This is a genomic window from Stutzerimonas stutzeri, assembly GCF_038561965.1.
Classification (GTDB): domain Bacteria; phylum Pseudomonadota; class Gammaproteobacteria; order Pseudomonadales; family Pseudomonadaceae; genus Stutzerimonas; species Stutzerimonas stutzeri_AA.
Genome location: NZ_CP139348.1, coordinates 912,165 through 935,749 on the forward strand (window position 1 = coordinate 912,165; position 23,585 = coordinate 935,749).

A 23,585-nucleotide genomic window follows, 5' to 3' on the forward strand; every position below is an offset into this window, starting at 1 on the left:
CATGCCTGTCAGTCGGGCTCAGGCCTGGGCTGATGTGACCATCTGCCTGGCATGGGCCAGTGATTGTTCGGTCAGGTCGACGCCGCCGAGCATTCGCGCGATCTCCTCGACTCGACCGGTCTGGTCCAGCTCGGCTACTGCGGTGCGGGTTTCATCGGTGCCGCGGGCCTTGTGTACGAACAGGTGGTGATGCCCTTGGGCGGCAACTTGGGGTAAGTGGGTAACGGTCAGGACCTGCCCGCGCTCGCCGAGGCGGCGCAGCAGCTGCCCGACGACCTCCGCGGTGGGGCCGCCAATGCCAACGTCAACTTCGTCGAATACCAGTGTCGGTACGCGCGACGTCTGCGCAGTGATGACCTGAATCGCCAGGCTGATGCGTGATAGCTCACCACCCGATGCGACCTTGGCCAGCGGTCGCATTGGTTGGCCTGGATTGGCGCTGACGAGAAACTCTACCTGCTCCAGGCCGTATGGCATCAACTCGCCCTCGGCTGCAGGCTTGAATTGCACGCTGAACTTGCCGCCTGGCATGCCCAGGCGCTGGATCTCAACCTCTACTGCGCTCGCCAGTTGATCCGCTGCGGCCTGGCGTATGCGGCTGAGTTCGCCGGCTTTCTCTTCATAGTGCCGGGCGTAGGCCGCCAGCTCCTCGCCGAGACGCTCAACTGCTTCATCATCGGCGTTGAGTCCTTCGAGCTCTTCCAGCAGCCGCTGATGCAGGGTAGGCAATTCGCTGGGTTGGACGCGATGCTTGCGGGCCAGGGTGTAGATCGTGTCCAGGCGTTCTTCTAGCGTCTGCTGGCGCTCGGGATCGGCGTCGAAATGATCGACGAAGCGATTGAGTTCGCCGATGGCTTCTTCGACTTGGATCTGAGCGCTTGCCAGCAGATTGACCGCTTCGCTAAGGGCTTGGGGTTGCTCCTGGAAGGCGGTCAGGCGCTGCAGGCTGCTGGTCAGTGCGGACAGCACATTGCCGGCGTCGCTTTCGCTGCACAGCTCCATGACCTGGCGGCAAGCGCCAAGCAGCTGCTCGGCATTGGCCAGGTTTTTGTGTTCGTGTTCCAGTTGTTCCAGTTCGTTCTCGCCCAGCGAGAGGCTTTCCAGCTCTTCCAGCTGGTAGCTGAGCAGCTGGTGACGTGCGCGCTGTTCGTCGCCGCTATTGCTTAGGCGCTCCAGCGTCTGGCGCGTCTGCCGCCAGCGCTGCGCGGCCAGTTGCACCTGTCGCGCCAGTTCCTGGCTGCCACTGTACTCGTCGAGCAGGCGTCGATGAGTGTCGGTCTTCAATAAGGACTGATGCTCGTGCTGGCTGTGAATGTCGATCAACAACTCACCCAGTGCCTTGAGATCACCCTGGGGGCAGGGTGTGCCATTGATATACCCCCGTGAGCGCCCTTCGGCAGTGATCACACGACGCAGGATGCAGGGACCCTCGTTGTCCATGTCGCGCTCTGCGAGCCAGGCTCGCGCATCGGGAATGTCGTCCAGATCGAAGCTGGCGAGGATGTCGGCTTTATCGGCGCCAATGCGGACGACGCTGCTGTCGGTGCGGTCGCCCAAGGTCAGACCAAGGGCGTCCAGCATGATTGACTTGCCAGCGCCTGTTTCCCCGCTGATGACGCTCATGCCTCGTTTGAGTTCGAGGTCAAGGTGCTCGACGATGGCGTAGTTGTGTACCGACAGATGAACCAGCATGTGAGGCTCCCCAAGTTGCGTGCTGGGTATTTATACAGTGGTTTCTGTGGCGGCTACAAGCCTTGCCGGATGAGTGTGGGAAGGCATTTGATGCGACGGTTCGTCATTTCCTGCATCGCCTGCCGGCGATAGCCCTTGAAGCAGGTTTTGGCGCCCCCATATAGCCGCACAAGCGCGGGTTTGCTGCCCGCTGATCGTACATAGAGGAGGACCCATGGCCGACGAGCAGAACCTGGATAACCAGAACCCGGAAACGCCTGAGCACTCGGAAGCGGATGTAGCCGAGGATCTGGCCGCCCGCGTGCAGTCGCTGGAAGAGCAACTGGCAGCCGCGCAGGATCAGTCCCTGCGCGTGGCAGCAGAGCTGCAGAACATCCGTCGGCGCGCCGAACAGGATGTGGAAAAGGCACACAAGTTTGCGCTGGAGAAGTTCGCCGGTGACCTGTTGGCGGTGGCCGATAGCCTGGAGCGCGGTCTTGAACTGTCCAGTCCGGATGACGAGGCCGTCAAGCCGATGCGCGAAGGCGTCGAGCTGACCCTCAAACTGCTGCAGGACACCCTGGCGCGTCACCAGCTCGAGCAGCTCGACCCGCATGGCGAGCCGTTCAATGCCGAGCATCACCAGGCCATGGCCATGGAAGAAAGCACCCATGTCGAGCCTGGCAGCGTGCTTAAGGTGTTCCAGAAGGGCTACCTGCTCAACGGTCGACTACTGCGTCCGGCGATGGTCGTCGTCAGCAAGGCGCCCGCCGACGCGCCGCCTTCGATTGATGAGAAGGCTTGAAATCCGGCTGCCGACCCCCATCTGGTAGTCAAGCGTTTTTGTGTTACCCGCAGCCGGTAAGCAGGCGCGGACCAATCGAAATTTGGAGAGCGAATTAAAATGGGCAAGATCATTGGTATCGACCTGGGAACCACCAACTCCTGCGTCTCGATCCTGGAAAACGGTAAAGCCAAGGTTATTGAAAATGCCGAAGGCGGCCGTACTACACCGTCGATCATCGCGTATGCGAATGATGGCGAAATCCTGGTTGGCCAGTCGGCCAAGCGTCAGGCGGTGACCAACCCGCACAACACTCTGTATGCAGTGAAGCGACTGATCGGTCGTCGCTTCGATGAAGATGTCGTGCAGAAAGACATCCAGATGGTCCCTTACAAGATCGTCAAGGCGGACAACAGCGACGCCTGGGTCGAGGTGAATGGCCAGAAAATGGCACCGCCGCAGATCTCTGCGGAAATCCTCAAGAAGATGAAGAAGACTGCCGAGGATTACCTCGGTGAGCCGGTGACCGAAGCGGTTATCACCGTGCCGGCCTATTTCAACGACAGCCAGCGTCAGGCCACCAAAGATGCCGGCCGCATCGCTGGTCTTGACGTCAAACGAATCATCAACGAGCCGACCGCGGCTGCGTTGGCGTACGGCATGGACAAGGCCCGGGGCGACCACACCGTCATCGTTTATGACTTGGGCGGCGGCACGTTCGACGTGTCGGTGATCGAGATCGCCGAAGTCGATGGCGAGCACCAGTTCGAAGTGTTGGCCACCAACGGTGACACCTTCCTCGGTGGCGAGGATTTCGACATTCGCCTGATCGACTACCTCGTCGACGAGTTCAAGAAAGAAAGCGGCATGAACCTCAAGGGTGACCCGCTGGCGATGCAGCGTCTGAAGGAAGCTGCTGAAAAGGCCAAGATCGAGCTGTCTTCCAGCCAGCAAACTGACGTCAACCTGCCTTACATCACTGCCGATGCGACCGGTCCGAAGCACCTGAACGTGAAGATCTCCCGCGCCAAGCTGGAAGCGTTGGTCGAGGATCTGGTGCAGCGCACCATCGAGCCTTGCCGCATCGCGCTGAAGGATGCCGGGGTCGACGTTTCGAAGATCGACGACGTGATCCTGGTCGGCGGTCAGACCCGTATGCCGCTGGTTCAGCAGAAGGTCGCCGAGTTCTTCGGCAAGGAAGCGCGCAAGGACGTCAACCCGGACGAAGCCGTCGCAATGGGTGCTGCCATCCAGGGCGCGGTGCTGGCCGGTGACGTGAAGGACGTGCTGCTGCTCGACGTGTCGCCCCTGACCCTGGGTATCGAGACCCTGGGTGGCGTGATGACGCCGTTGATCGAGAAGAACACCACCATTCCGACCAAGAAGTCGCAGGTGTTCTCCACGGCCGACGACAACCAGAGCGCGGTGACCATTCACGTGCTGCAGGGTGAGCGCAAGCAGGCGACCGGCAACAAGTCGCTGGGCCGCTTCGACCTGGCCGAGATTCCGCCGGCACCGCGTGGTATGCCGCAGATCGAGGTCACCTTCGACATCGACGCCAACGGCATCCTGCATGTGTCCGCCAAGGACAAGGCGACTGGCAAGCAGCAATCCATCGTGATCAAGGCCAACTCCGGTCTGTCCGAGGAGGAAATCGAGCAGATGGTGCGCGACGCCGAAGCGAATGCCGAGGAAGACCGCAAGTTCGAAGAGCTGGCGACTGCGCGTAACCAGGGCGATCAGCTGGTGCATGCGACCCGCAAGATGCTCGTTGAGGCCGGCGACAAGGCCAGCGACGACGACAAGGCGGCAATCGAGAAAGCGCTTGGCGAGCTGGAAGTGGCCATCAAGGGCGACGACAAAGCCGAGATCGAAGCCAAGATCGCTGCGGTTTCCCAAGCCTCCACACCTGTCGCGCAGAAGATGTACGCCGAGCAGCCTCAGGGTGGTGAAGGGCAATCGGCAGACGAGCAGACCCAGCCGGGCGACGACGTGGTCGACGCCGAGTTCGAAGAGGTCAAGGACAACAAGTAAGCCCTGGCTTGCTTCCGTTCCAGCCCGCCCCGACATCGTTCGGGCGGGCCCGACCGCTGCGCGGGGGCTTGCTCCCGCGTCGGCGTGTCTGGAAGGCATGAAATTGAGGGTTCAGGATAGTTATGGCCAAACGCGATTTTTATGAGGTGCTGGGCGTCGAGCGTGGCGTCAGCGAGGCGGAGCTGAAAAAAGCCTACCGGCGCCTTGCGATGAAGCATCACCCAGACCGTAATCCGGGAGACAAGGCTGCCGAGGAAGCCTTCAAGGAGGCCAACGAGGCCTATGAAGTGCTTTCCGATCCGAGCAAGCGAGCTGCCTACGATCAGTACGGTCACGCCGGTGTCGATCCGCAGATGGGTGCTGGCGCAGCGGGTGCTGGTTATGGCGGCGCGAATTTCTCCGACATCTTCGGCGATGTGTTCAGCGATTTCTTCAGTGGCGGCCGCGGCGGCGGACGTGGCGGCGCGCAGCGTGGCAGTGATCTGCGCTACACGCTGGAGTTGGATCTCGAAGAGGCCGTGCGCGGTACCACGGTGACGATTCGCGTGCCGACGCTGGTCGAATGCAAGCCTTGTGATGGCTCCGGCGCGAAGAAGGGCACCAGCCCCGTGACCTGTACCACCTGTGGCGGTATCGGTCAGGTGCGCATGCAGCAGGGCTTCTTCTCGGTGCAGCAGACCTGCCCACGCTGCCATGGCAGCGGCAAGATGATTTCCGATCCGTGCGGCAGCTGCCATGGGCAGGGGCGCGTTGAGGAGCAGAAAACACTATCGGTCAAGGTTCCGCCAGGCGTGGACACCGGCGATCGCATTCGTCTGTCCGGCGAAGGCGAGGCGGGTACTCAGGGTGGTCCGGCCGGCGACCTGTATGTCGTGGTCAATGTCCGCGAGCACGCGATCTTCCAGCGTGACGGCAAGCATCTGTATTGCGAAGTACCGATCAGCTTTGCCGATGCCGCATTGGGTGGCGAGTTGGAAGTGCCGACCCTGGATGGGCGCGTCAAGCTGAAGATTCCGGAAGGCACCCAGACCGGCAAGCAGTTCCGCTTGCGGGGCAAGGGCGTCGCGCCGGTGCGCGGTGGCGCGGCGGGTGATCTGCTGTGTCGGGTGGCGGTGGAAACGCCGGTCAACCTGAGCAAGCGTCAGCGCGAGATGCTTGAGGAGTTTCGTGGCACGTTGCAGGGCGACACGTCCCATTCGCCTAAGGCCAGTGGCTGGTTCGAGGGTGTGAAGCGCTTTTTCGGTGATGTATGACACAGGGCTGCGGGTGGTGGGCGACAGGCTTCGTGCTTGCGTCTGCCGCCCGGAGGCCTGCAGCCTGGAGCTGATTTGATGCGACGTATTGCAGTGACCGGCGCCGCCGGGCGTATGGGCAAGACCTTGATCGAGGCGGTGCAGCAGACCAGCGGTGCCGCCGGCCTTACGGCCGCCATCGATCGTCCGGACAGCACCTTGGTGGGTGCCGATGCTGGCGAGCTGGCTGCGATTGGCCGTCTAGGTGTGCCGCTGACCGGAGAGCTCGCCAGAGCAGTCGACGAGTTCGACGTGCTGATCGATTTTACTCATCCGTCGGTAACGCTGAAGAACCTTGAGGTATGTCGCCGTGCCGGCAAGGCCATGGTGATCGGTACTACCGGCTTCTCCCCGGAAGAGAAGGAGCGCCTCGCGGCGGCGGCCAAGGACATCCCGATCGTCTTCGCGGCCAACTTCAGTGTTGGCGTCAATCTCTGCCTCAAGCTGCTGGACACGGCAGCCCGGGTGCTGGGCGACGAGGTTGATATTGAGATCATCGAGGCGCATCACCGGCACAAGGTGGATGCACCTTCAGGTACCGCACTGCGCATGGGCGAGGTGGTGGCCGAGGCGCTGGGGCGTGATCTGCAAAAGGTCGCGGTGTACGGGCGCGAAGGGCAGACCGGGGCGCGGCAGCGCGACACGATCGGTTTCGCTACTGTGCGAGCCGGCGATGTGGTCGGTGATCACACCGTGCTGTTTGCAGCTGACGGCGAGCGCGTCGAAATCACCCATAAGGCCTCCAGTCGTATGACCTTCGCCAAGGGTGCGGTGCGTGCTGCGCTCTGGTTGGACGAGAAGCCGGCCGGCCTTTATGACATGCAGGATGTGCTTGGTCTGAAATGAGTTTTTGCGCCGCTCGGCAACGCCGTGCTCGTTCCGGGTGCGCTTGTCGGGCATTTTGGCTGGACCCTAAACAGGGTTTTCTGTAAGCTACTCGCTTTAGTGTGTCCACTAAAAGTTGCGCAGAAATGAATCAAACAAAAAGCGGGATGACCTTCACACGTCATCCCGCTTTTTTACAATCTGCGTCTGCTCCAGCCTTGATCTACGGGAGGTCTCTTGACTAAGCCAGCCCTTACGCCAGCCATTCTGGCTCTTGCCGATGGCAGCATCTTTCGCGGCGAATCCATCGGCGCCGATGGGCAAACCATTGGTGAGGTGGTGTTCAATACCGCCATGACCGGCTATCAGGAAATCCTCACCGATCCTTCCTACGCCAAGCAGATCGTAACCCTCACCTATCCTCACGTCGGCAACACCGGTACCACGCCGGAAGATGCCGAGTCCTGGAAAGTCTGGGCCGCCGGCCTGGTGATTCGTGACCTGCCGCTGATATCCAGCAACTGGCGCGACAAGCAATCGCTGCCTGACTATCTCAAGGCCAACGGCACCGTTGCCATCGCTGGCATCGACACCCGTCGTTTGACCCGCATTCTTCGAGAGAAGGGTGCGCAAGATGGCTGCATCCTTGCCGGAAGCGACGCGACTGAAGAAAAAGCGCTGGAGCTGGCGCGCAGTTTCCCTGGCCTCAAGGGCATGGATCTGGCTAAGGAAGTCAGCGTCAAGGAGCGCTACGAGTGGCGTTCCAGCGTCTGGTGTTTGAAGGATGACGGCCATGCCGAAATCCCGGCCAGCGAACTGCCTTATCACGTCGTCGCCTTCGACTACGGCGTGAAATACAACATCCTGCGCATGCTGGTTGCGCGTGGTTGCCGCGTCACCGTGCTGCCGGCGCAGACGCCTGCCAGCGAAGCCTTGGCGCTGAATCCGGACGGTATCTTCCTGGCCAACGGCCCAGGCGATCCCGAGCCGTGCGACTACGCGATCAAGGCGATTCAGGAAGTGCTTGAAACCGACATTCCTGTATTCGGCATCTGCCTGGGCCATCAGCTGCTGGCGCTGGCTTCCGGTGCCAAGACCGTGAAGATGCCCAACGGCCACCATGGTGCGAACCATCCGGTTCAGGACCTGAAGACCGGCGTGGTGATGATCACCAGTCAGAACCATGGCTTTGCCGTGGATGAGGCGAGCCTACCGGCCAATGTGCGCGCGACGCACAAGTCGCTGTTCGACGGCACCCTGCAGGGTATCGAGCGCACCGACAAGGTTGCCTTCAGCTTCCAGGGTCACCCCGAAGCGAGCCCGGGCCCGCACGACGTCGCGCCGCTGTTCGACCGTTTCATCGAAGCCATGGCCAAGCGCCGCTAAGCCTGTCGACTGACCAAAGGATTCGAGAGTAAGAAAATGCCAAAACGTACAGATATCAAAAGCATCCTCATCCTCGGCGCCGGCCCCATCGTCATTGGCCAGGCGTGCGAGTTCGATTACTCCGGTGCTCAGGCTTGCAAGGCTCTGAAAGAGGAAGGCTTCCGCGTCATCCTGGTGAACTCCAACCCGGCCACCATCATGACCGACCCGTCGATGGCCGACGCCACCTATATCGAGCCGATCAAGTGGGCCACCGTGGCCAAGATCATCGAGAAGGAGCGGCCCGACGCTCTGCTGCCAACCATGGGCGGCCAGACTGCGCTGAACTGCGCACTGGATCTGGAAAAACACGGCGTGCTGGAGAAGTTCGGCGTTGAGATGATCGGTGCCAATGCCGACACCATCGACAAGGCTGAAGACCGCTCGCGCTTCGACAAGGCGATGAAAGACATCGGCCTGGCCTGCCCGGTTTCCGGCATCGCCCACAACATGGAAGAAGCCTATGCGGTGCTGGAGAAGGTCGGCTTCCCCTGCATCATCCGTCCGTCCTTCACCATGGGCGGTACTGGCGGCGGCATTGCCTACAACCGCGAAGAATTTGAAGAAATCTGCGCCCGCGGTATCGATCTGTCGCCGACCAGCGAACTGCTGATCGACGAATCCTTGATCGGCTGGAAGGAATACGAGATGGAGGTGGTCCGCGACAAGAAGGACAACTGCATCATCGTCTGCGCCATCGAGAACTTCGACCCGATGGGCGTGCACACCGGTGACTCGATCACCGTGGCGCCAGCGCAAACCCTGACCGACAAGGAATACCAGATCCTGCGTAACGCATCGCTCGCGGTGCTGCGTGAGATCGGCGTGGAAACCGGCGGCTCCAACGTGCAGTTCGGCATCTGCCCGAACACCGGCCGTATGGTCGTGATCGAGATGAACCCGCGCGTGTCGCGTTCTTCGGCGCTGGCCTCCAAGGCCACCGGCTTCCCGATCGCCAAGATCGCCGCCAAGCTGGCGGTGGGTTACACCCTCGACGAGCTGAGCAACGACATCACCGGCGGTCGTACCCCGGCCTCGTTCGAGCCGGCCATCGACTACGTCGTGACCAAGATCCCGCGTTTCGCCTTCGAGAAATTCCCGAAAGCCGACGCCCGCCTGACCACCCAGATGAAGTCGGTCGGTGAAGTCATGGCCATCGGCCGCACCTTCCAGGAATCCCTGCAGAAAGCCCTGCGCGGTCTGGAAGTGGGCGTAGCCGGTTTCGATGAAAAACTCGACCTGGCCGATCCTGAAGCCGAGAGCACCCTACGCCGCGAGCTGACCGTGCCCAGCGCTGACCGTATCTGGTACATCGCCGATGCCTTCCGTGCGGGTAAAACCGTGGCTGATGTCTTTGCGCTGACCAATATCGATGAGTGGTTCCTGGTTCAGATCGAAGACTTGATCAAGGACGAAGAGCGCATCAAGACCCTGGCGCTGTCCAGCATTGATCGCGACTCGATGTACACGCTCAAGCGCAAAGGCTTCTCCGACATTCGCCTGGCCAAACTGCTGGGTGTGACCGAGAAGAACCTGCGCAGCCACCGTCACAAGCTCAAGGTGCTGCCGGTGTACAAGCGCGTCGACACCTGCGCTGCCGAGTTCGCGACCGACACCGCTTACCTGTACTCGACCTACGAGGAAGAGTGCGAGGCCAATCCGTCGAGCCGCGACAAAATCATGATCCTCGGTGGCGGTCCTAACCGTATCGGCCAGGGCATCGAGTTCGACTACTGCTGCGTGCACGCCGCCCTGGCGCTGCGTGAAGACGGCTACGAGACCATCATGGTCAACTGCAATCCGGAAACCGTCTCCACCGACTACGACACCTCTGATCGCCTGTACTTCGAGCCTGTGACCCTGGAAGACGTGCTGGAAATCGTCCGCGTCGAGCAGCCCAAGGGTGTGATCGTGCAGTACGGCGGCCAGACTCCGCTGAAAATCTGCCGCGCCCTGGAAGAAGCCGGCGTGCCAATCATCGGCACCAGTCCGGACGCTATCGACCGCGCCGAAGACCGTGAGCGCTTCCAACAAATGGTTCAGCGCCTTGGCCTGCGCCAGCCGGCCAACGCCACCGCGCGCAGTGAAGACGAAGCCCTGGCTCACTCCAAGACCATCGGTTACCCGCTGGTGGTGCGTCCGTCCTATGTGCTGGGCGGTCGGGCAATGGAAATTGTCTACCAGGAAGACGAGCTCAAGCGTTACATGCGCGAAGCGGTAAAAGTCTCCAACGACAGCCCGGTGCTGCTCGACCACTTCCTCAACTGCGCCATCGAAGTGGACGTGGATGCGGTGTGCGACGGCGAAACTGTGGTGATCGGCGCGATCATGCAGCACATCGAACAGGCCGGCGTGCACTCCGGTGACTCCGCCTGCTCGCTGCCGCCGTACTCGCTGCCGATGCACATCCAGGACGAGATCCGTGATCAGGTCAAGAAGATGGCCCTGGAGCTCAATGTGGTCGGCCTGATGAACGTGCAGATGGCTGTGCAGGGCGAGGACATCTTCGTCATCGAAGTGAACCCGCGTGCTTCGCGTACCGTGCCGTTTGTCTCCAAGTGCGTTGGCGTCTCGCTGGCCAAGGTGGCCGCGCGTGTCATGGCCGGCAAGACGCTCGAAGAAGCGGGTTACAGCGCCGAAATCATCCCGCCGTACTTCAGCGTCAAGGAAGCGGTGTTCCCGTTCGCCAAGTTCCCAGGCGTCGACCCGATCCTCGGCCCAGAAATGAAGTCCACCGGTGAAGTGATGGGCGTGGGCGATACCTTCGGCGAAGCCTTTGCCAAGGCCCAGTCGGGCGCTAGCGAAATCCTGCCGAATGCTGGTGTGGCCTTTATCAGTGTGCGTGACGACGACAAGCCGTTGGTAGCGGGTGTGGCGCGTGATCTGATTGGCCTGGGCTTTGAAGTGGTGGCCACTGCCGGCACTGCCAAGCTGATCGAGGCGGCGGGTCTGCCTGTGCGCCGCGTCAACAAGGTGACCGAGGGCCGTCCGCATGTGGTCGACATGATCAAGAATGACGAAGTCACCCTGATCATAAACACCACTGAAGGTCGTCAGTCGATCGCTGACTCCTATTCCATTCGTCGTAACGCCCTGCAGCACAAAATCTACTGCACCACCACCATCGCGGCGGGGCAGGCGATCTGTGAGGCGCTGAAATTCGGTCCCGAGAAGACCGTGCGCCGGCTGCAGGACCTGCATGCAGGAATCAACGCATGACTAAATACCCGATGACCGTCCAGGGCGCGCGCGCCCTGGAAGAAGAGCATGCGCACCTCACCAAGGTGGTGCGTCCTAAGCTCAGCCAGGATATTGGCACCGCGCGCGAGCTCGGTGACCTCAAGGAGAACGCCGAGTACCACGCTGCGCGCGAGCAGCAGGGCATGGTCGAGGCGCGTATCCGCGATATCGAAGGGCGTCTGCAGAATGCGGTGATCATCGACGTCACCACCATTGCCCATACTGGCAAGGTGATTTTCGGCACCACCGTGGAAATCGCCAATGTCGAGACAGATGAGCGAGTGACCTACCAGATCGTCGGTGACGATGAGGCGAATATCAAGCAGGGCAAGCTGTCGGTGAGTTCGCCGATTGCGCGCGCACTGATTGGCAAGGAAGAAGGCGACGTTGTGGCCGTCAAGACGCCCAGCGGCGTGATTGAGTACGAGATTGTCGAAGTCCGCCATCTCTGACCGGCAGCCCGCGCGGGCTGGCATCATCACCTGGCAACTGGCCCAGACGTTCTGGGTTGGTGGCTTGTGGTTGCTGCAGTTCATGGTGCTGCCCGCGCTTGGGCGCATCGGGCTGGCGCCGTTGCTGGTCGAGGAGATTGCCGGCAATCTGAGGCCATTGCTTGTCGGCTTTGCCGCGATCTGTGGTGCGCTGCAGGTGCTTGTATTGATTCAAGTGACGGGTTTGCACGGCTTGTGGCGCGACGTGCGTGGCCAGCTTTTGCTGGCAGTGATGCTGCTCGCGGGCAGTCAGTTGCTGATGCGAGCTGGCTGGTTCGAATCGCTCTACTGGGCCAGTTTCAGCTTTCTGGCCATGGCGCTTTGCGGACTGATGCTGGTACTGCAGCCGCCGCCCGGTCGCGAGCATTGAGAGGCGGCAGACTTGCGTCTGCCGCAAAACGATCTCAAGCCTGGAAGCGGTGAATGTTTGAAAGCTGTTTGTTCGGCTTCGGATTCTTGCGATACACCAATGCCATCTTGCCGATGGCTTGTACCAGCTCGCACTTGCCGTTCTTGCACAGCACTTCCATCAGAGCGCGACGATCTTCGCGCTCTGCGAGGCGGAACTGGATCTTGATCAGTTCGTGATCATTCAGGGCTCGCTCGAGTTCGGCTTGAACGCCTTCGGTCAGTCCGTTCTCGGCCACGATGAGAACCGGCTTCAGGTGGTGGCCGATGGATTTGTACTGTTTCTTTTGCTCGTTGGTGAGCGGCATATTTCGACCCTTGCGTCAGAAGCCTTGAAAACGGCGGCTAGTGTACCCGACAGGTTGAACGTCGCACAGGTAAGCCATCAGCTTGGCGCCTTTCGTCGTGCTGATGTTGCCGTGCCCAAGCCGTCATCTTCTCAGCCGACCAGTTTCGCGGAGCATCGGTTTGTGATCGCTGAGTGCTCTGGCGGACTTGTGATTCACAAGATGGCCCCAATATGAATGTAGGCGCGCATTAGCCCGCTGCGTTCACGCGTAAAAAACGCGAAATTTGTCGCGATGCTGGCACCGCGTTTTATCCTCGGGATATTCCGCGGCTCGTGATTCGACGTGCCTGGGAAGGGCGACGGGTATTGGAAAAGCGCACGCAAGGCGCTCTGCAAGTGGCGTGCGTGGTTAGATGCTTCACATGCAAGCAGAAGTGGCGCGGCGTTCGGTGCAAAATGCCATATCTGGCGGTCTATCAGACAGGCTTCAGTCGAATGGACGGCCCCGCGCTACAAGGGCTACGCTGTTTCATAGGGTTACAGACCGGCTGCCAGTTTCAGTACGTTGTGTAGTAAGTTAGGCCGAGCAACCAATCGGCCGTCATGCGGGCCTGCAGACAACGGGTTTGCTCCAGAGGGTAGTTAATTTGAACGACATGGCAAAAAACCTGATCCTGTGGCTGATCATCGCCGCCGTCCTGGTCACGGTGATGAACAACTTCTCCAGCCCGAGCGAGCCACAGACGCTGAACTACTCGGACTTCCTCGAGCAAGTCAAAGAAGGGCGCGTCGAGCGCGTGACTGTCGATGGCTTCGTCATCATCGGCAAGCGCAGCGAAGGCGATACCTTCAAGACCATTCGCCCGGCGATTCAGGACAACGGCCTGATCGGTGACCTGCTCGATAATAATGTGCTGATCGAAGGCAAGCAGCCCGAGCAGCAGAGCATCTGGACCCAGTTGCTGGTTGCGAGCTTCCCGATTCTCGTGATCATTGCCGTGTTCATGTTCTTCATGCGCCAGATGCAGGGCGGGGCGGGCGGCAAGGGTGGACCGATGAGCTTCGGCAAGAGCAAGGCGCGCCTGCTCTCGGAAGATCAGGTTAAAACGACCTTTGCCGATGTTGCTGGCTGCGATGAAGCAAAAGAAGAAGTCCACGAACTGGTTGAGTTCCTCCGCGACCCGGGCAAGTTTCAGCGCCTTGGCGGACGCATCCCGCGTGGTGTGCTGATGGTTGGCTCGCCAGGTACCGGTAAAACTCTTTTGGCGAAGGCAGTTGCTGGCGAAGCCAAGGTGCCGTTCTTCACCATTTCCGGTTCAGATTTTGTGGAAATGTTCGTCGGTGTCGGTGCATCCCGTGTGCGTGACATGTTCGAGCAAGCCAAGAAACACGCGCCTTGCATCATCTTTATCGATGAGATCGATGCCGTAGGCCGCCATCGTGGTGCGGGCATGGGTGGTGGTCATGACGAGCGTGAGCAGACTCTCAACCAGTTGCTGGTTGAGATGGATGGTTTCGAAATGAACGACGGCATCATCGTGATCGCTGCCACCAACCGTCCTGACGTGCTTGACCCTGCCTTGCTGCGTCCGGGCCGTTTCGACCGCCAGGTGGTTGTTGGCCTGCCGGATATCCGTGGTCGCGAGCAGATCCTCAAAGTACATATGCGCAAAGTGCCCATGGGTGAAGACGTTGCTCCGGCCGTTATTGCGCGCGGTACGCCGGGCTTTTCCGGTGCCGACTTGGCTAACCTGGTCAACGAGGCTTCGCTGTTTGCTGCCCGTGCCGGTAAGCGTGTGGTCGAGATGAAAGAGTTCGAGCTGGCCAAAGACAAGATCATGATGGGCGCCGAGCGCAAGTCCATGGTCATGTCGGAAAAGGAGAAGCTCAATACGGCTTACCATGAGGCAGGTCATGCCATCGTTGGTCGGGTGGTTCCCGAGCATGATCCCGTTTACAAGGTGTCTATCATTCCGCGTGGTCGGGCGCTCGGCGTCACCATGTTCTTGCCGGAAGAAGACCGTTACAGCCTCTCGAAACGCGCACTGATCAGTCAGATATGCTCGTTGTTCGGTGGTCGTATCGCTGAGGAAATGACTCTGGGGTTCGAGGGTGTCACCACCGGTGCGTCGAACGACATCATGCGGGCAACGCAGCTGGCTCGGAATATGGTCACCAAATGGGGCCTGTCGGAAAAGCTCGGACCGTTGATGTATGCCGAAGAGGAGGGCGAGGTGTTCCTTGGTCGCAGTGCTGGCAGTCAACATTCCAACGTGTCCGGGGAAACCGCGAAGCTGATTGATGAGGAAGTGCGCAGCATCATTGATCGCTGCTACGGCACGGCCAAGCAAATTCTGACTGACAACCGCGACAAGCTCGACACGATGGCTGAGGCGTTGATGAAGTACGAAACCATCGATGCGCCGCAGATCGACGACATCATGGCTGGGCGCACGCCGCGTGAGCCACGTGATTGGGAAGGTGGTTCGGGAGCATCCGGCACGCCGGTTGTTCCGGATGACAGTCGTCCGCAAACCCCGATCGGCGGCCCTGCTGGCGAGCACTAAGGTCGCGGATCTGGTGAGTTCACCAGCCAACATGATGGTCTGTAACCAGGAGGGGCGCATAGGCGCCCCTTCTGGTGTAAATTGTCCAGCCTGTTGCGCCATGGTGGTGCAGTCGGCGTGGGGCCCCTGGCTTGCGCGTCCGGCCTGAACGCTCAAGGCTTGTAAATGACCGATTCGTTTTTCCTCTCTCGACTTGTCTGCGGTGGTCGAGTGCTTGATCTATCCCGTCCCCAGGTGATGGGTATTCTCAATGTCACCCCTGACTCTTTCTCTGATGGTGGCCGCTTCGCCGAGCGTGACGCAGCTGTACAGCATGCCGAGGCGATGGTGGCTGCTGGGGCTACGCTGATCGATATAGGCGGCGAGTCCACGCGACCCGGTGCACGTTCTATATCGCCTACCGAGGAGCTGGAGCGCGTTGCGCCAGTCGTCGAAGCGGTCGCTCGAGAGCTGGATGTGGTGGTTTCGGTAGATACTTCTACACCTGCCGTTATCCGCGAATGCGCTCGTTTAGGTGCGGGATTGATCAACGATGTACGTGCACTGCAGCGCGACGGTGCGTTGGATGCGGCCGCTGATGCCGGCTTGCCGGTTTGTCTGATGCACATGCGTGGCGAGCCGGGCAATATGCAGGACGACCCCCGCTACGACGACGTGATTGATGAGGTCTGTTCATTTCTCGAGCAGCGAATGGCTGCCTGCGCTGCAGCGGGAATTCCCGCTGACCGGATAGTTCTTGATCCCGGCTTCGGCTTTGCCAAGACGCTGTCGCATAATCTTGTGCTGTTCCGGCACATGGAGGCCCTTCACCGTCTAGGTCGACCGTTATTGGTTGGCGTGTCGCGCAAGAGCATGGTCGGGGCGGTGCTGGGGCGCGCAGTCGATGGACGCATGTATGGCAGCCTGGCGCTGGCGGCCCTTGCCGTGAGCAAAGGCGCTCGGATCGTGCGCGTTCACGATGTTGCCGAGACAGTTGATGTGGTTCGAATGATTGCTGCAGTGCAGGCGGCGGAATAGGGAAGACAATATGACTAGAAAGTATTTCGGCACCGATGGCATTCGCGGTCACGTCGGGCAACCTCCGATCACGCCTGACTTTATGCTGAAGCTGGGTTGGGCCGCCGGCATGGCATTTCGCAAGCAGGGCAAGTGCCGGATTCTGATCGGCAAGGACACGCGGATCTCGGGTTACATGTTCGAATCGGCGCTGCAGGCGGGTTTGTCCGCAGCTGGCGCTGATGTGCTGTTACTGGGTCCCATGCCAACGCCGGCTGTCGCCTATCTGACGCGTACTTTCCATGCGGAGGCTGGCATCGTCATCAGTGCCTCCCACAACCCGCATCACGATAACGGCATCAAATTCTTCTCGGGCCGCGGCACCAAGCTTCCAGATGAAGTGGAGCTGATGATAGAGGAGCTGCTCGATGCGCCGATGACGGTGGTTGAGTCGGCCCAGCTGGGTAAGGCGTCGCGTATCAATGACGCAGCGGGACGCTACATCGAGTTCTGTAAAAGCAGTGTGCCTACCAGTACCGATTTTTCCGGATTGAAGCTGGTGGTCGATTGTGCGCATGGCGCGACCTATAAAGTCGCGCCCAGTGTCTTTCGTGAGCTGGGCGCTGAGGTGATAGTGATTGGCGCGCAGCCGGATGGGCTGAACATCAATGCTGATGTGGGTTCCACCCATGTTGGGCAGCTGCAGAAGGCCGTTGTGGAGCACGGCGCCGATCTGGGTATTGCCTTTGATGGTGATGGTGATCGGGTGATGATGGTCGATCACACGGGCGCCATGGTGGATGGTGACGAGTTGCTCTATATCATCGCTACTGACCTGCAGGAGCGGGATCGACTGTCCGGTGGGGTGGTGGGTACGCTGATGAGCAACCTTGGACTCGAGCTCGCCCTGAAGGCGCGGGAAATCCCGTTCACGCGGGCCAAGGTCGGGGATCGTTATGTGATCGCAGAAATGCTTGATCGGGGCTGGGCTTTGGGCGGTGAGAATTCCGGGCATATCGTCTGTGCTCAGCACACCACTACGGGCGATGCGATCATTGCGGCGTTGCAGGTCGTGCTGGCGCTTCGTCGGCGCGAGCAAACGTTGGCTCAGGAGCGACTGGCGTGGCACAAGTGCCCTCAGGTACTGATCAATGTGCGTTTTGCTGGTGATCGGGACCCTATCTCGCACCCTAGCGTGCAGGCTGCTTGCGACAGTGTTACCGAGCGCATGGGGGGGCGAGGTCGCGTACTCTTGCGCAAGTCCGGCACCGAGCCGCTGGTGCGAGTCATGGTCGAGGGCGATGACGAAAGTCAGGTGCGCGGCATGGCGGAAGAGCTTGCCAAGGTTGTCACTGAAGTTTGTGCGTAATCGCGCTTGCCAGGTCGTTTTCTGTTGAGTAACATCTGCGCCCACTTTGACCGATGAGGTAAAGCATGCGTCGCCCCATGGTAGCTGGTAACTGGAAAATGAACGGTACCCGCGCTAGCGTCGCAGAGCTTATCGAGTCTCTCCGCTTGCAGACATTTCCTGCAGGCGTCGAAGTTGCGGTGTTCCCCTCCTGCCTGCATGTCTCTCAGGTTCTGGGTGGCATAGATGGCGAGCGTATTGCTGTCGGTTCCCAGGATTGTGCGGTGCAGAATGGCTTCGGGGCGCTAACCGGAGAGGTGTCAGCAGACCAGTTTACTGAGGTTGGCTGTGAGTGGGTTCTGGTTGGTCACTCCGAGCGTCGCCTGGTATTGGGTGAGACGGACGAGGTGGTCAGTCGCAAGTTTTTGGCAGCGCAGGAGGGTGGTTTGAAGCCTGTGCTGTGTTTGGGTGAAACGCTCGATGAGCGTGAGGCTGGCAAGACACTGGAAGTGGTCGGGCGTCAATTGGCGCAAGTGCTGGATGATCACGGTGTGTCGGCGTTCAAGTCTGCGGTGATTGCGTACGAGCCTGTATGGGCGATCGGTACTGGCTTGACCGCAACCCCTGAGCAGGCCCAGGAAGTACATGCTGCCATACGAGAGCAGTTGTCGCGTCAAGATCGCCAGATCGCCGAGGGCGTTAGGCTTTTGTACGGCGGCAGCGTCAAGGCGGACAATGCCGCTGAGCTATTCGCGATGACGGATATTGATGGGGGGCTGGTTGGTGGAGCCTCTCTGAAAGCGGATGAATTTGGCGCGATCTGTCGCGCCGCGGGGAACTGATCAGATGTTGCAGACTGTTGTGATTGTGGTGCATCTGCTGGTTGCTCTAGGTGTTGTTGCGCTGGTGCTGCTGCAGCAGGGCAAAGGTGCGGATGCTGGTGCTTCTTTCGGGTCGGGCGCTTCGGCTACCGTTTTCGGAAGCCAAGGTTCTGCTACCTTTCTGAGTCGTCTTACTGCTATACTGGCCGGCGTTTTTTTCCTGACTAGTCTCGGTTTGGCGTTCTTTGCAAAGCAGCAGGCTGATCAGTTGTCCCAGGCGGGGTTGCCGGATCCGGCGGTTTTGGAAGTGCCGGTAAGTAAGCCTGCTGTAGAAGATGTGCCGGTGCTCGAGCAGCGCAAGCCGGCAGATGCTGCGGGCGATCTGCCTGAAGTAGAAAAAGGGCAATAAGGTTTTTGCCGAGGTGGTGGAATTGGTAGACACGCTACCTTGAGGTGGTAGTGGCCATAGGCTGTAGGGGTTCGAGTCCCCTCCTCGGTACCAAACAAGCAGGCCCGCCTAGTGCGGGCTTTCTTGTGTTTTAAGGGTTTTAAGTTGACCTGTATTAGGCGCGAGTCGTATAATTCGTGCCCAGTTTGACGCGGGGTGGAGCAGTCTGGTAGCTCGTCGGGCTCATAACCCGAAGGTCGTTGGTTCAAATCCAGCCCCCGCAACCAGTCAATAAAAAGCCCCTGTACAGGGGCTTTTTATTAGCTTGAAGCCAGGTCGCCGGCATTTACAGGCGATCAAAAGGGATGGGCGTTTCGCCCATTTTTCATTTGTACAGCATGCGCGAGGGACTTCGATGTCGAGCAAGCTAGAACAGTTGCAGGCCTTGTTGGCCCCGGTGGTTGAGGCGCTTGGCTATCAGTGCTGGGGTATCGAGTTCATTTCCCAGGGGCGGCATTCATTGCTGCGAGTCTATATCGACCATGCCGATGGCATCCTCATCGACGACTGCGAGAAGGTCAGCCGTCAATTGAGTGGTGTGCTCGACGTGGAAGATCCGATCAGCGTGGATTACACCCTTGAGGTTTCTTCTCCCGGTATGGATCGCCCACTGTTCACCACTGAACAGTACTCGGCCCATGTCGGTGACCAAGTAAAAATAAAGCTGCGCTCGCCCTTCGAGGGCCGGCGCAATTTCCAGGGTCTTCTCCGTGGGGTGGAAGAGCAGGATGTCGTGGTGCTGGTAGACGACCATGAATACCTGTTGCCTATCGACATGATCGATAAGGCCAACATCATTCCCCGTTTTGACTGAGAGCGGATCCCGCGGATCCCAATGGATTGCGAAAGGCGAGGCGTACGATGAGCAAAGAAGTACTGCTGGTTGTGGAGTCGGTGTCCAATGAAAAGGGCGTACCGGCGAGTGTAATTTTCGAAGCGCTGGAGCTGGCCTTGGCCACAGCTACCAAGAAGCGCTACGAGGATGAAGTTGATCTGCGTGTAGAAATCAATCGCCAGAACGGCAGTTACGAAACGTTCCGTCGCTGGACCGTGGTCGACGATGAGCATTTTGACGATCCAGCCCATCAGCTGGCTCTGGATCAGGCTCAGGAGCGTAATCCCGACGCCAAGCTCGGTGAGGTTTTCGAAGAAAAGATCGAATCCATCGAATTCGGCCGTATCGCCGCGCAGACCGCCAAGCAAGTGATCGTGCAGAAGGTCCGTGAGGCCGAGCGTGCGCAAGTGGTAGAGGCCTACCGTGATCGCCTGGGCGAAATCATTTCCGGTACGGTCAAGAAAGTCACCCGCGACAGTGTCATCGTTGATCTGGGCAACAACGCCGAAGCGTTGCTCGCCCGTGAGGACATCATCGCGCGTGAGACCTTCCGCGTCGGTGCCCGTGTTCGTGCACTGCTCAAGGAAATTCGCACCGAGAATCGCGGTCCGCAGCTCATCCTGTCGCGTACTGCGCCGCAAATGCTGATCGAGCTGTTCCGCATCGAAGTGCCGGAGATCGCCGAGGGCCTCATTGAGGTCATGGGCGCGTCTCGTGATCCGGGCTCGCGTGCCAAGATCGCCGTTCGCTCCAAGGACAAGCGCATTGATCCGCAGGGTGCCTGTATCGGCATGCGCGGTTCGCGCGTTCAGGCTGTCTCGGGCGAAATTGGTGGTGAGCGCGTCGATATCGTCCTGTGGGACGAGAACCCGGCACAGTTCGTCATCAATGCGATGGCGCCCGCTGAAGTCGCGGCGATTATCGTCGACGAAGATGCGCACGCCATGGATATCGCAGTTGCCGAGGATAATCTGGCTCAGGCGATTGGCCGTGGTGGTCAGAACGTGCGTCTGGCCAGCCAGCTGTCCGGCTGGACGCTGAACGTAATGACCGAAGCGGACATCCAGGCCAAACAGCAGGAAGAAACCGGCGACATTCTGCGCAACTTTGTCGAAGAGCTGGACGTCGATGAGGAGTTGGCTCAGGTGTTGGTGGAAGAGGGCTTTACCTCCCTCGAAGAGATTGCCTATGTCCCCATGGAGGAAATGCTTGGCATCGAAGGCTTCGACGAGGACATCGTCAATGAGCTACGTACGCGGGCCAAAGATCGCCTGCTGACTAAGGCCATCGCTAACGAGGAGAAGCTTGCAGACGCTCAGCCGGCTGAAGATCTGCTGGCACTCGAAGGCATGGATAAAGAACTGGCGGTCGAGTTGGCCGTGCGGGGAGTCATCACCCGCGAAGACCTGGCCGAGCAGTCTATAGACGATCTGCTCGACATAGACGGCATCGATGAAGAGCGTGCCGGCAAGCTGATCATGGCCGCCCGAGCCCATTGGTTCGAGTAAGTAATTAGCGGCCTGAGGAGAGAAATGCATGACGCAAGTCACGGTGAAAGAACTGGCCCAAGTGGTCGCCACACCGGTCGAGCGACTGCTTCAGCAGATGCGTGAGGCAGGACTGTCGCACACCAGCGCCGAGCAAGTAGTGACCGATAACGAGAAACAGGCCCTGTTGGCCCATTTGAAAAGCACCCACGGGGCAAAAGTGGACGAGCCGCGCAAGATTACCTTGCAGCGCAAGACCACTACCAAGCTCAAGGTTGGGGGCAGCAAGACCATCAGCGTCGAAGTGCGTAAGAAGAAGACCTTCGTCAAACGCAGTGCCGAGGAGATCGAGGCCGAACAGCGCCGCGAGCTGGAAGAGCAGCGTGCGGCCGAAGAGGCTGCCCGTCTGAAGGCCGAACAGGAAGCGCGCGAGCGTGCCGACGTAGAAGCTAGCCGTCAGGCAGAGTCGACTAAGCCCCAGGCCGATGCGCCGGCTGCGGCAGCAGCAGAGCCGGTAGTAAGTGCAGAGCCGGCGCCGGCGGCAGTAGAGCCTGTAGCTCCTGCGCCAGAGCGTAAAAAGGAAGAGCCGCGTCGTGTCGAGAAGCCGCGCAGTGATGACGACGAACGTCGTGATCGCAAGCAGGCTCAACATCGCCCTTCCCTGAAGGCAAAAGCACCGCTGTCGCGCACCGCGCGCAGTGGCGAAGACGACGCCGATGGATTCCGTCGCGGCGGGCGTGGCAAATCGAAGCTGAAGAAGCGCAATGCGCATGGCTTCCAGAGCCCGACCGGTCCGATCGTTCGTGAAGTGGCCATTGGCGAAACCATCACGGTTGGCGACTTGGCTCAGCAGATGTCGGTCAAGGCAGCTGAAGTCATCAAGTTCATGTTCAAGATGGGCACTCCGGTGACCATCAACCAGGTTCTTGATCAGGAAACTGCCCAGTTGATCGCAGAAGAGCTTGGCCACAAGGTCAAGCTGGTCAGTGACAACGCCCTAGAAGAACAGTTGGCCGAGCTGTTGAAGTTCGAAGGCGAGGCGATTACACGTGCGCCGGTCGTGACTGTAATGGGTCACGTCGACCACGGTAAGACGTCGTTGCTCGACTATATACGTCGCGCCAAGGTGGCTGCTGGTGAGGCGGGTGGTATTACCCAGCACATCGGTGCCTACCACGTGGAAACCGATCGCGGCATGGTCACCTTCCTCGACACCCCTGGCCACGCGGCGTTTACTGCCATGCGTGCCCGTGGTGCACAAGCGACCGATATCGTGATCCTGGTCGTAGCGGCCGATGATGGCGTAATGCCGCAGACCATCGAGGCAATCCAGCATGCCAAGGCTGCTGGTGTTCCGCTGGTGGTTGCGGTTAACAAGATCGATAAGCCGGGTGCCGATCTGGACCGGATTCGTAGCGAGCTGTCTGTTCACGAAGTGACTTCGGAAGAGTGGGGCGGTGATACGCCGTTCGTCTCGGTATCCGCGAAGATGGGTACCGGTGTCGACGATCTGCTCGAGGCAGTATTGCTGCAGGCCGAGATCCTCGAACTGACGGCTACTCCGTCTGCTCCGGGTCGTGGTGTCGTGGTCGAATCGCGACTGGATAAAGGTCGCGGCCCGGTCGCTACCGTGCTCGTACAGGACGGTACGCTGCGTCAAGGCGACATGGCGCTGGTTGGCTCGAACTACGGCCGTATCCGCGCGATGCTCGACGAGAATGGCAAGCCGATCAAGGAAGCGGGTCCCTCGATTCCGGTCGAGATCCTCGGTCTTGACGGTACGCCGGATGCGGGCGATGAGCTCAGCGTTCTTGCTGATGAGAAGAAGGCGCGTGAAGTGGCCATGTTCCGTCAGGGCAAGTTCCGCGAAGTGAAGCTGGCCCGTGCGCATGCCGGCAAGCTGGAAAACATCTTCGAGAACATGGGCCAGGAAGAGAAGAAGACGCTCAACATCGTCCTCAAATCCGACGTCCGTGGTTCGCTCGAGGCGTTGCAGGGTTCGCTCGGCAGCCTGGGTAATGATGAAGTCCAGGTGCGTGTCATTGGTGGTGGTGTCGGTGGTATCACCGAGAGCGATGCCAACTTGGCGCTGGCGTCCAATGCCGTGCTGTTCGGCTTCAACGTTCGTGCCGACGCCGGTGCGCGCAAGATCGTCGAGCAGGAAGGTCTGGATCTGCGTTACTACAACGTGATCTACGACATCATCGAAGACGTCAAGAAGGCGCTGACCGGCATGCTCGGCAGCGATGTTCGAGAGAACATCCTTGGCATCGCCGAAGTGCGCGACGTGTTCCGTTCGCCGAAGTTCGGCGCTGTGGCGGGCTGCATGGTCATCGAGGGTATGGTGCATCGCAACCGTCCGATTCGTGTCCTGCGCGATGACGTGGTCATTTTCGAAGGTGAGCTGGAATCCCTGCGTCGCTTCAAGGATGACGTTGCGGAAGTCCGTGCCGGCATGGAATGCGGTATCGCGGTGAAGAGTTACAACGACGTCAAGGCTGGCGACAAGATCGAAGTGTTCGAGAAGGTCGAAGTGGCTCGTTCGCTGTAAGCAAGCGTCAATCTGAAAGCTGGAAGCAAGGAGTCGGTGACCGCAGAGATGCGGTGACCGCTTCGAGCTTCCA

18 protein-coding genes and 2 tRNA genes are annotated in these 23,585 nt (G+C 59.8%); 18 read left to right on the top strand and 2 right to left on the bottom strand.

Annotation, left to right across the window (positions count from 1 at the left end; genetic code table 11):
- Positions 1–18: 18 nt before the first annotated feature.
- Entirely contained in the window at positions 19–1,692 is a 1,674-nt protein-coding gene (gene recN, locus SM130_RS04075; RefSeq protein ID WP_102824534.1) for a DNA repair protein RecN, read from the bottom strand.
- Between the two features lie 214 nt (positions 1,693–1,906).
- Between recN and grpE the strand changes: the two genes are divergently transcribed.
- The 8 genes from grpE (at position 1,907) to SM130_RS04115 (ending at position 12,132) form a co-directional block, all read left to right on the top strand.
- Positions 1,907–2,476, top strand: coding sequence for a nucleotide exchange factor GrpE (gene grpE / locus SM130_RS04080; RefSeq protein ID WP_102824535.1), 570 nt, complete (start codon positions 1,907–1,909; stop codon positions 2,474–2,476).
- A gap of 99 nt (positions 2,477–2,575) precedes the next feature.
- Complete coding sequence (dnaK, locus tag SM130_RS04085) at positions 2,576–4,489, top strand: molecular chaperone DnaK (protein ID WP_102824536.1); 1,914 nt, start codon at positions 2,576–2,578, stop codon at positions 4,487–4,489.
- 122 nt (positions 4,490–4,611) lie between these two features.
- Positions 4,612–5,742: a molecular chaperone DnaJ gene (dnaJ, locus tag SM130_RS04090; protein WP_102824537.1), complete on the top strand. Its 1,131-nt coding sequence runs from the start codon at positions 4,612–4,614 to the stop codon at positions 5,740–5,742.
- 78 nt (positions 5,743–5,820) lie between these two features.
- On the top strand, positions 5,821–6,627 hold the full coding sequence (gene dapB / locus SM130_RS04095; RefSeq protein ID WP_102824538.1) for a 4-hydroxy-tetrahydrodipicolinate reductase: 807 nt from the start codon (positions 5,821–5,823) through the stop codon (positions 6,625–6,627).
- Positions 6,628–6,843: 216 nt separating this feature from the next.
- A complete protein-coding gene (gene carA / locus SM130_RS04100; RefSeq protein WP_102824540.1) occupies positions 6,844–7,992 on the top strand; it encodes a glutamine-hydrolyzing carbamoyl-phosphate synthase small subunit in 1,149 nt (382 codons plus the stop codon).
- A 36-nt stretch (positions 7,993–8,028) separates the two neighbouring features.
- On the top strand, positions 8,029–11,250 hold the full coding sequence (gene carB / locus SM130_RS04105) for a carbamoyl-phosphate synthase large subunit (protein ID WP_102824541.1): 3,222 nt from the start codon (positions 8,029–8,031) through the stop codon (positions 11,248–11,250).
- Positions 11,247–11,723, top strand: a complete 477-nt coding sequence (gene greA, locus SM130_RS04110) for a transcription elongation factor GreA (protein WP_102824542.1) — start codon at positions 11,247–11,249, stop codon at positions 11,721–11,723. Before carB ends, greA begins: the two co-directional genes overlap by 4 nt.
- The gene (locus SM130_RS04115; protein WP_102824543.1) at positions 11,701–12,132 is read left to right on the top strand and encodes a DUF4149 domain-containing protein; all 432 of its coding nucleotides are present in this window, start codon (positions 11,701–11,703) and stop codon (positions 12,130–12,132) included. Before greA ends, SM130_RS04115 begins: the two co-directional genes overlap by 23 nt.
- A gap of 34 nt (positions 12,133–12,166) precedes the next feature.
- Here the strand turns inward: SM130_RS04115 and yhbY are convergent, their stop codons facing one another.
- Positions 12,167–12,478, bottom strand: a complete 312-nt coding sequence (yhbY, locus tag SM130_RS04120; RefSeq protein WP_102824544.1) for a ribosome assembly RNA-binding protein YhbY — start codon at positions 12,476–12,478, stop codon at positions 12,167–12,169.
- Between the two features lie 637 nt (positions 12,479–13,115).
- Between yhbY and ftsH the strand changes: the two genes are divergently transcribed.
- The 10 genes from ftsH to infB all read left to right on the top strand — a co-directional run bounded on the left by ftsH (position 13,116) and on the right by infB (position 23,512).
- Positions 13,116–15,026, top strand: coding sequence for an ATP-dependent zinc metalloprotease FtsH (gene ftsH / locus SM130_RS04125; protein WP_102824545.1), 1,911 nt, complete (start codon positions 13,116–13,118; stop codon positions 15,024–15,026).
- A gap of 165 nt (positions 15,027–15,191) precedes the next feature.
- Positions 15,192–16,043, top strand: a complete 852-nt coding sequence (folP, locus tag SM130_RS04130; RefSeq protein WP_102824546.1) for a dihydropteroate synthase — start codon at positions 15,192–15,194, stop codon at positions 16,041–16,043.
- Positions 16,044–16,053: 10 nt separating this feature from the next.
- On the top strand, positions 16,054–17,391 hold the full coding sequence (gene glmM / locus SM130_RS04135) for a phosphoglucosamine mutase (protein WP_102824547.1): 1,338 nt from the start codon (positions 16,054–16,056) through the stop codon (positions 17,389–17,391).
- A gap of 65 nt (positions 17,392–17,456) precedes the next feature.
- Positions 17,457–18,212 (top strand): triose-phosphate isomerase, encoded by a 756-nt coding sequence (gene tpiA, locus SM130_RS04140; RefSeq protein ID WP_102824548.1) that lies wholly within the window; start codon positions 17,457–17,459, stop codon positions 18,210–18,212.
- A gap of 4 nt (positions 18,213–18,216) precedes the next feature.
- The gene (gene secG, locus SM130_RS04145; RefSeq protein WP_102824549.1) at positions 18,217–18,600 is read left to right on the top strand and encodes a preprotein translocase subunit SecG; all 384 of its coding nucleotides are present in this window, start codon (positions 18,217–18,219) and stop codon (positions 18,598–18,600) included.
- A gap of 7 nt (positions 18,601–18,607) precedes the next feature.
- Positions 18,608–18,693, top strand: a tRNA-Leu gene (locus tag SM130_RS04150).
- Between the two features lie 96 nt (positions 18,694–18,789).
- Positions 18,790–18,866: transfer RNA gene (locus tag SM130_RS04155), tRNA-Met, on the top strand.
- A 128-nt stretch (positions 18,867–18,994) separates the two neighbouring features.
- Entirely contained in the window at positions 18,995–19,453 is a 459-nt protein-coding gene (rimP, locus tag SM130_RS04160; RefSeq protein WP_102824550.1) for a ribosome maturation factor RimP, read from the top strand.
- A gap of 47 nt (positions 19,454–19,500) precedes the next feature.
- Positions 19,501–20,982, top strand: coding sequence for a transcription termination factor NusA (gene nusA, locus SM130_RS04165; RefSeq protein WP_102824551.1), 1,482 nt, complete (start codon positions 19,501–19,503; stop codon positions 20,980–20,982).
- Between the two features lie 28 nt (positions 20,983–21,010).
- Positions 21,011–23,512, top strand: coding sequence for a translation initiation factor IF-2 (infB, locus tag SM130_RS04170; protein ID WP_102824552.1), 2,502 nt, complete (start codon positions 21,011–21,013; stop codon positions 23,510–23,512).
- Positions 23,513–23,585 lie beyond the last annotated feature (73 nt).

What these genes read in the sequence shown, in the direction of transcription:
- recN (WP_102824534.1), bottom strand. Translation starts at nt 1,692, where the DNA reads ATGCTGGTTCATCTGTCGGTACACAACTACGCCATCGTCGAGCACCTT.
- grpE (WP_102824535.1), top strand. Translation starts at nt 1,907, where the DNA reads ATGGCCGACGAGCAGAACCTGGATAACCAGAACCCGGAAACGCCTGAG.
- dnaK (WP_102824536.1), top strand. Translation starts at nt 2,576, where the DNA reads ATGGGCAAGATCATTGGTATCGACCTGGGAACCACCAACTCCTGCGTC.
- dnaJ (WP_102824537.1), top strand. Translation starts at nt 4,612, where the DNA reads ATGGCCAAACGCGATTTTTATGAGGTGCTGGGCGTCGAGCGTGGCGTC.
- dapB (WP_102824538.1), top strand. Translation starts at nt 5,821, where the DNA reads ATGCGACGTATTGCAGTGACCGGCGCCGCCGGGCGTATGGGCAAGACC.
- carB (WP_102824541.1), top strand. Translation starts at nt 8,029, where the DNA reads ATGCCAAAACGTACAGATATCAAAAGCATCCTCATCCTCGGCGCCGGC.
- greA (WP_102824542.1), top strand. Translation starts at nt 11,247, where the DNA reads ATGACTAAATACCCGATGACCGTCCAGGGCGCGCGCGCCCTGGAAGAA.
- yhbY (WP_102824544.1), bottom strand. Translation starts at nt 12,478, where the DNA reads ATGCCGCTCACCAACGAGCAAAAGAAACAGTACAAATCCATCGGCCAC.
- ftsH (WP_102824545.1), top strand. Translation starts at nt 13,116, where the DNA reads ATGGCAAAAAACCTGATCCTGTGGCTGATCATCGCCGCCGTCCTGGTC.
- folP (WP_102824546.1), top strand. Translation starts at nt 15,192, where the DNA reads ATGACCGATTCGTTTTTCCTCTCTCGACTTGTCTGCGGTGGTCGAGTG.
- glmM (WP_102824547.1), top strand. Translation starts at nt 16,054, where the DNA reads ATGACTAGAAAGTATTTCGGCACCGATGGCATTCGCGGTCACGTCGGG.
- tpiA (WP_102824548.1), top strand. Translation starts at nt 17,457, where the DNA reads ATGCGTCGCCCCATGGTAGCTGGTAACTGGAAAATGAACGGTACCCGC.
- secG (WP_102824549.1), top strand. Translation starts at nt 18,217, where the DNA reads ATGTTGCAGACTGTTGTGATTGTGGTGCATCTGCTGGTTGCTCTAGGT.
- rimP (WP_102824550.1), top strand. Translation starts at nt 18,995, where the DNA reads ATGTCGAGCAAGCTAGAACAGTTGCAGGCCTTGTTGGCCCCGGTGGTT.
- nusA (WP_102824551.1), top strand. Translation starts at nt 19,501, where the DNA reads ATGAGCAAAGAAGTACTGCTGGTTGTGGAGTCGGTGTCCAATGAAAAG.
- infB (WP_102824552.1), top strand. Translation starts at nt 21,011, where the DNA reads ATGACGCAAGTCACGGTGAAAGAACTGGCCCAAGTGGTCGCCACACCG.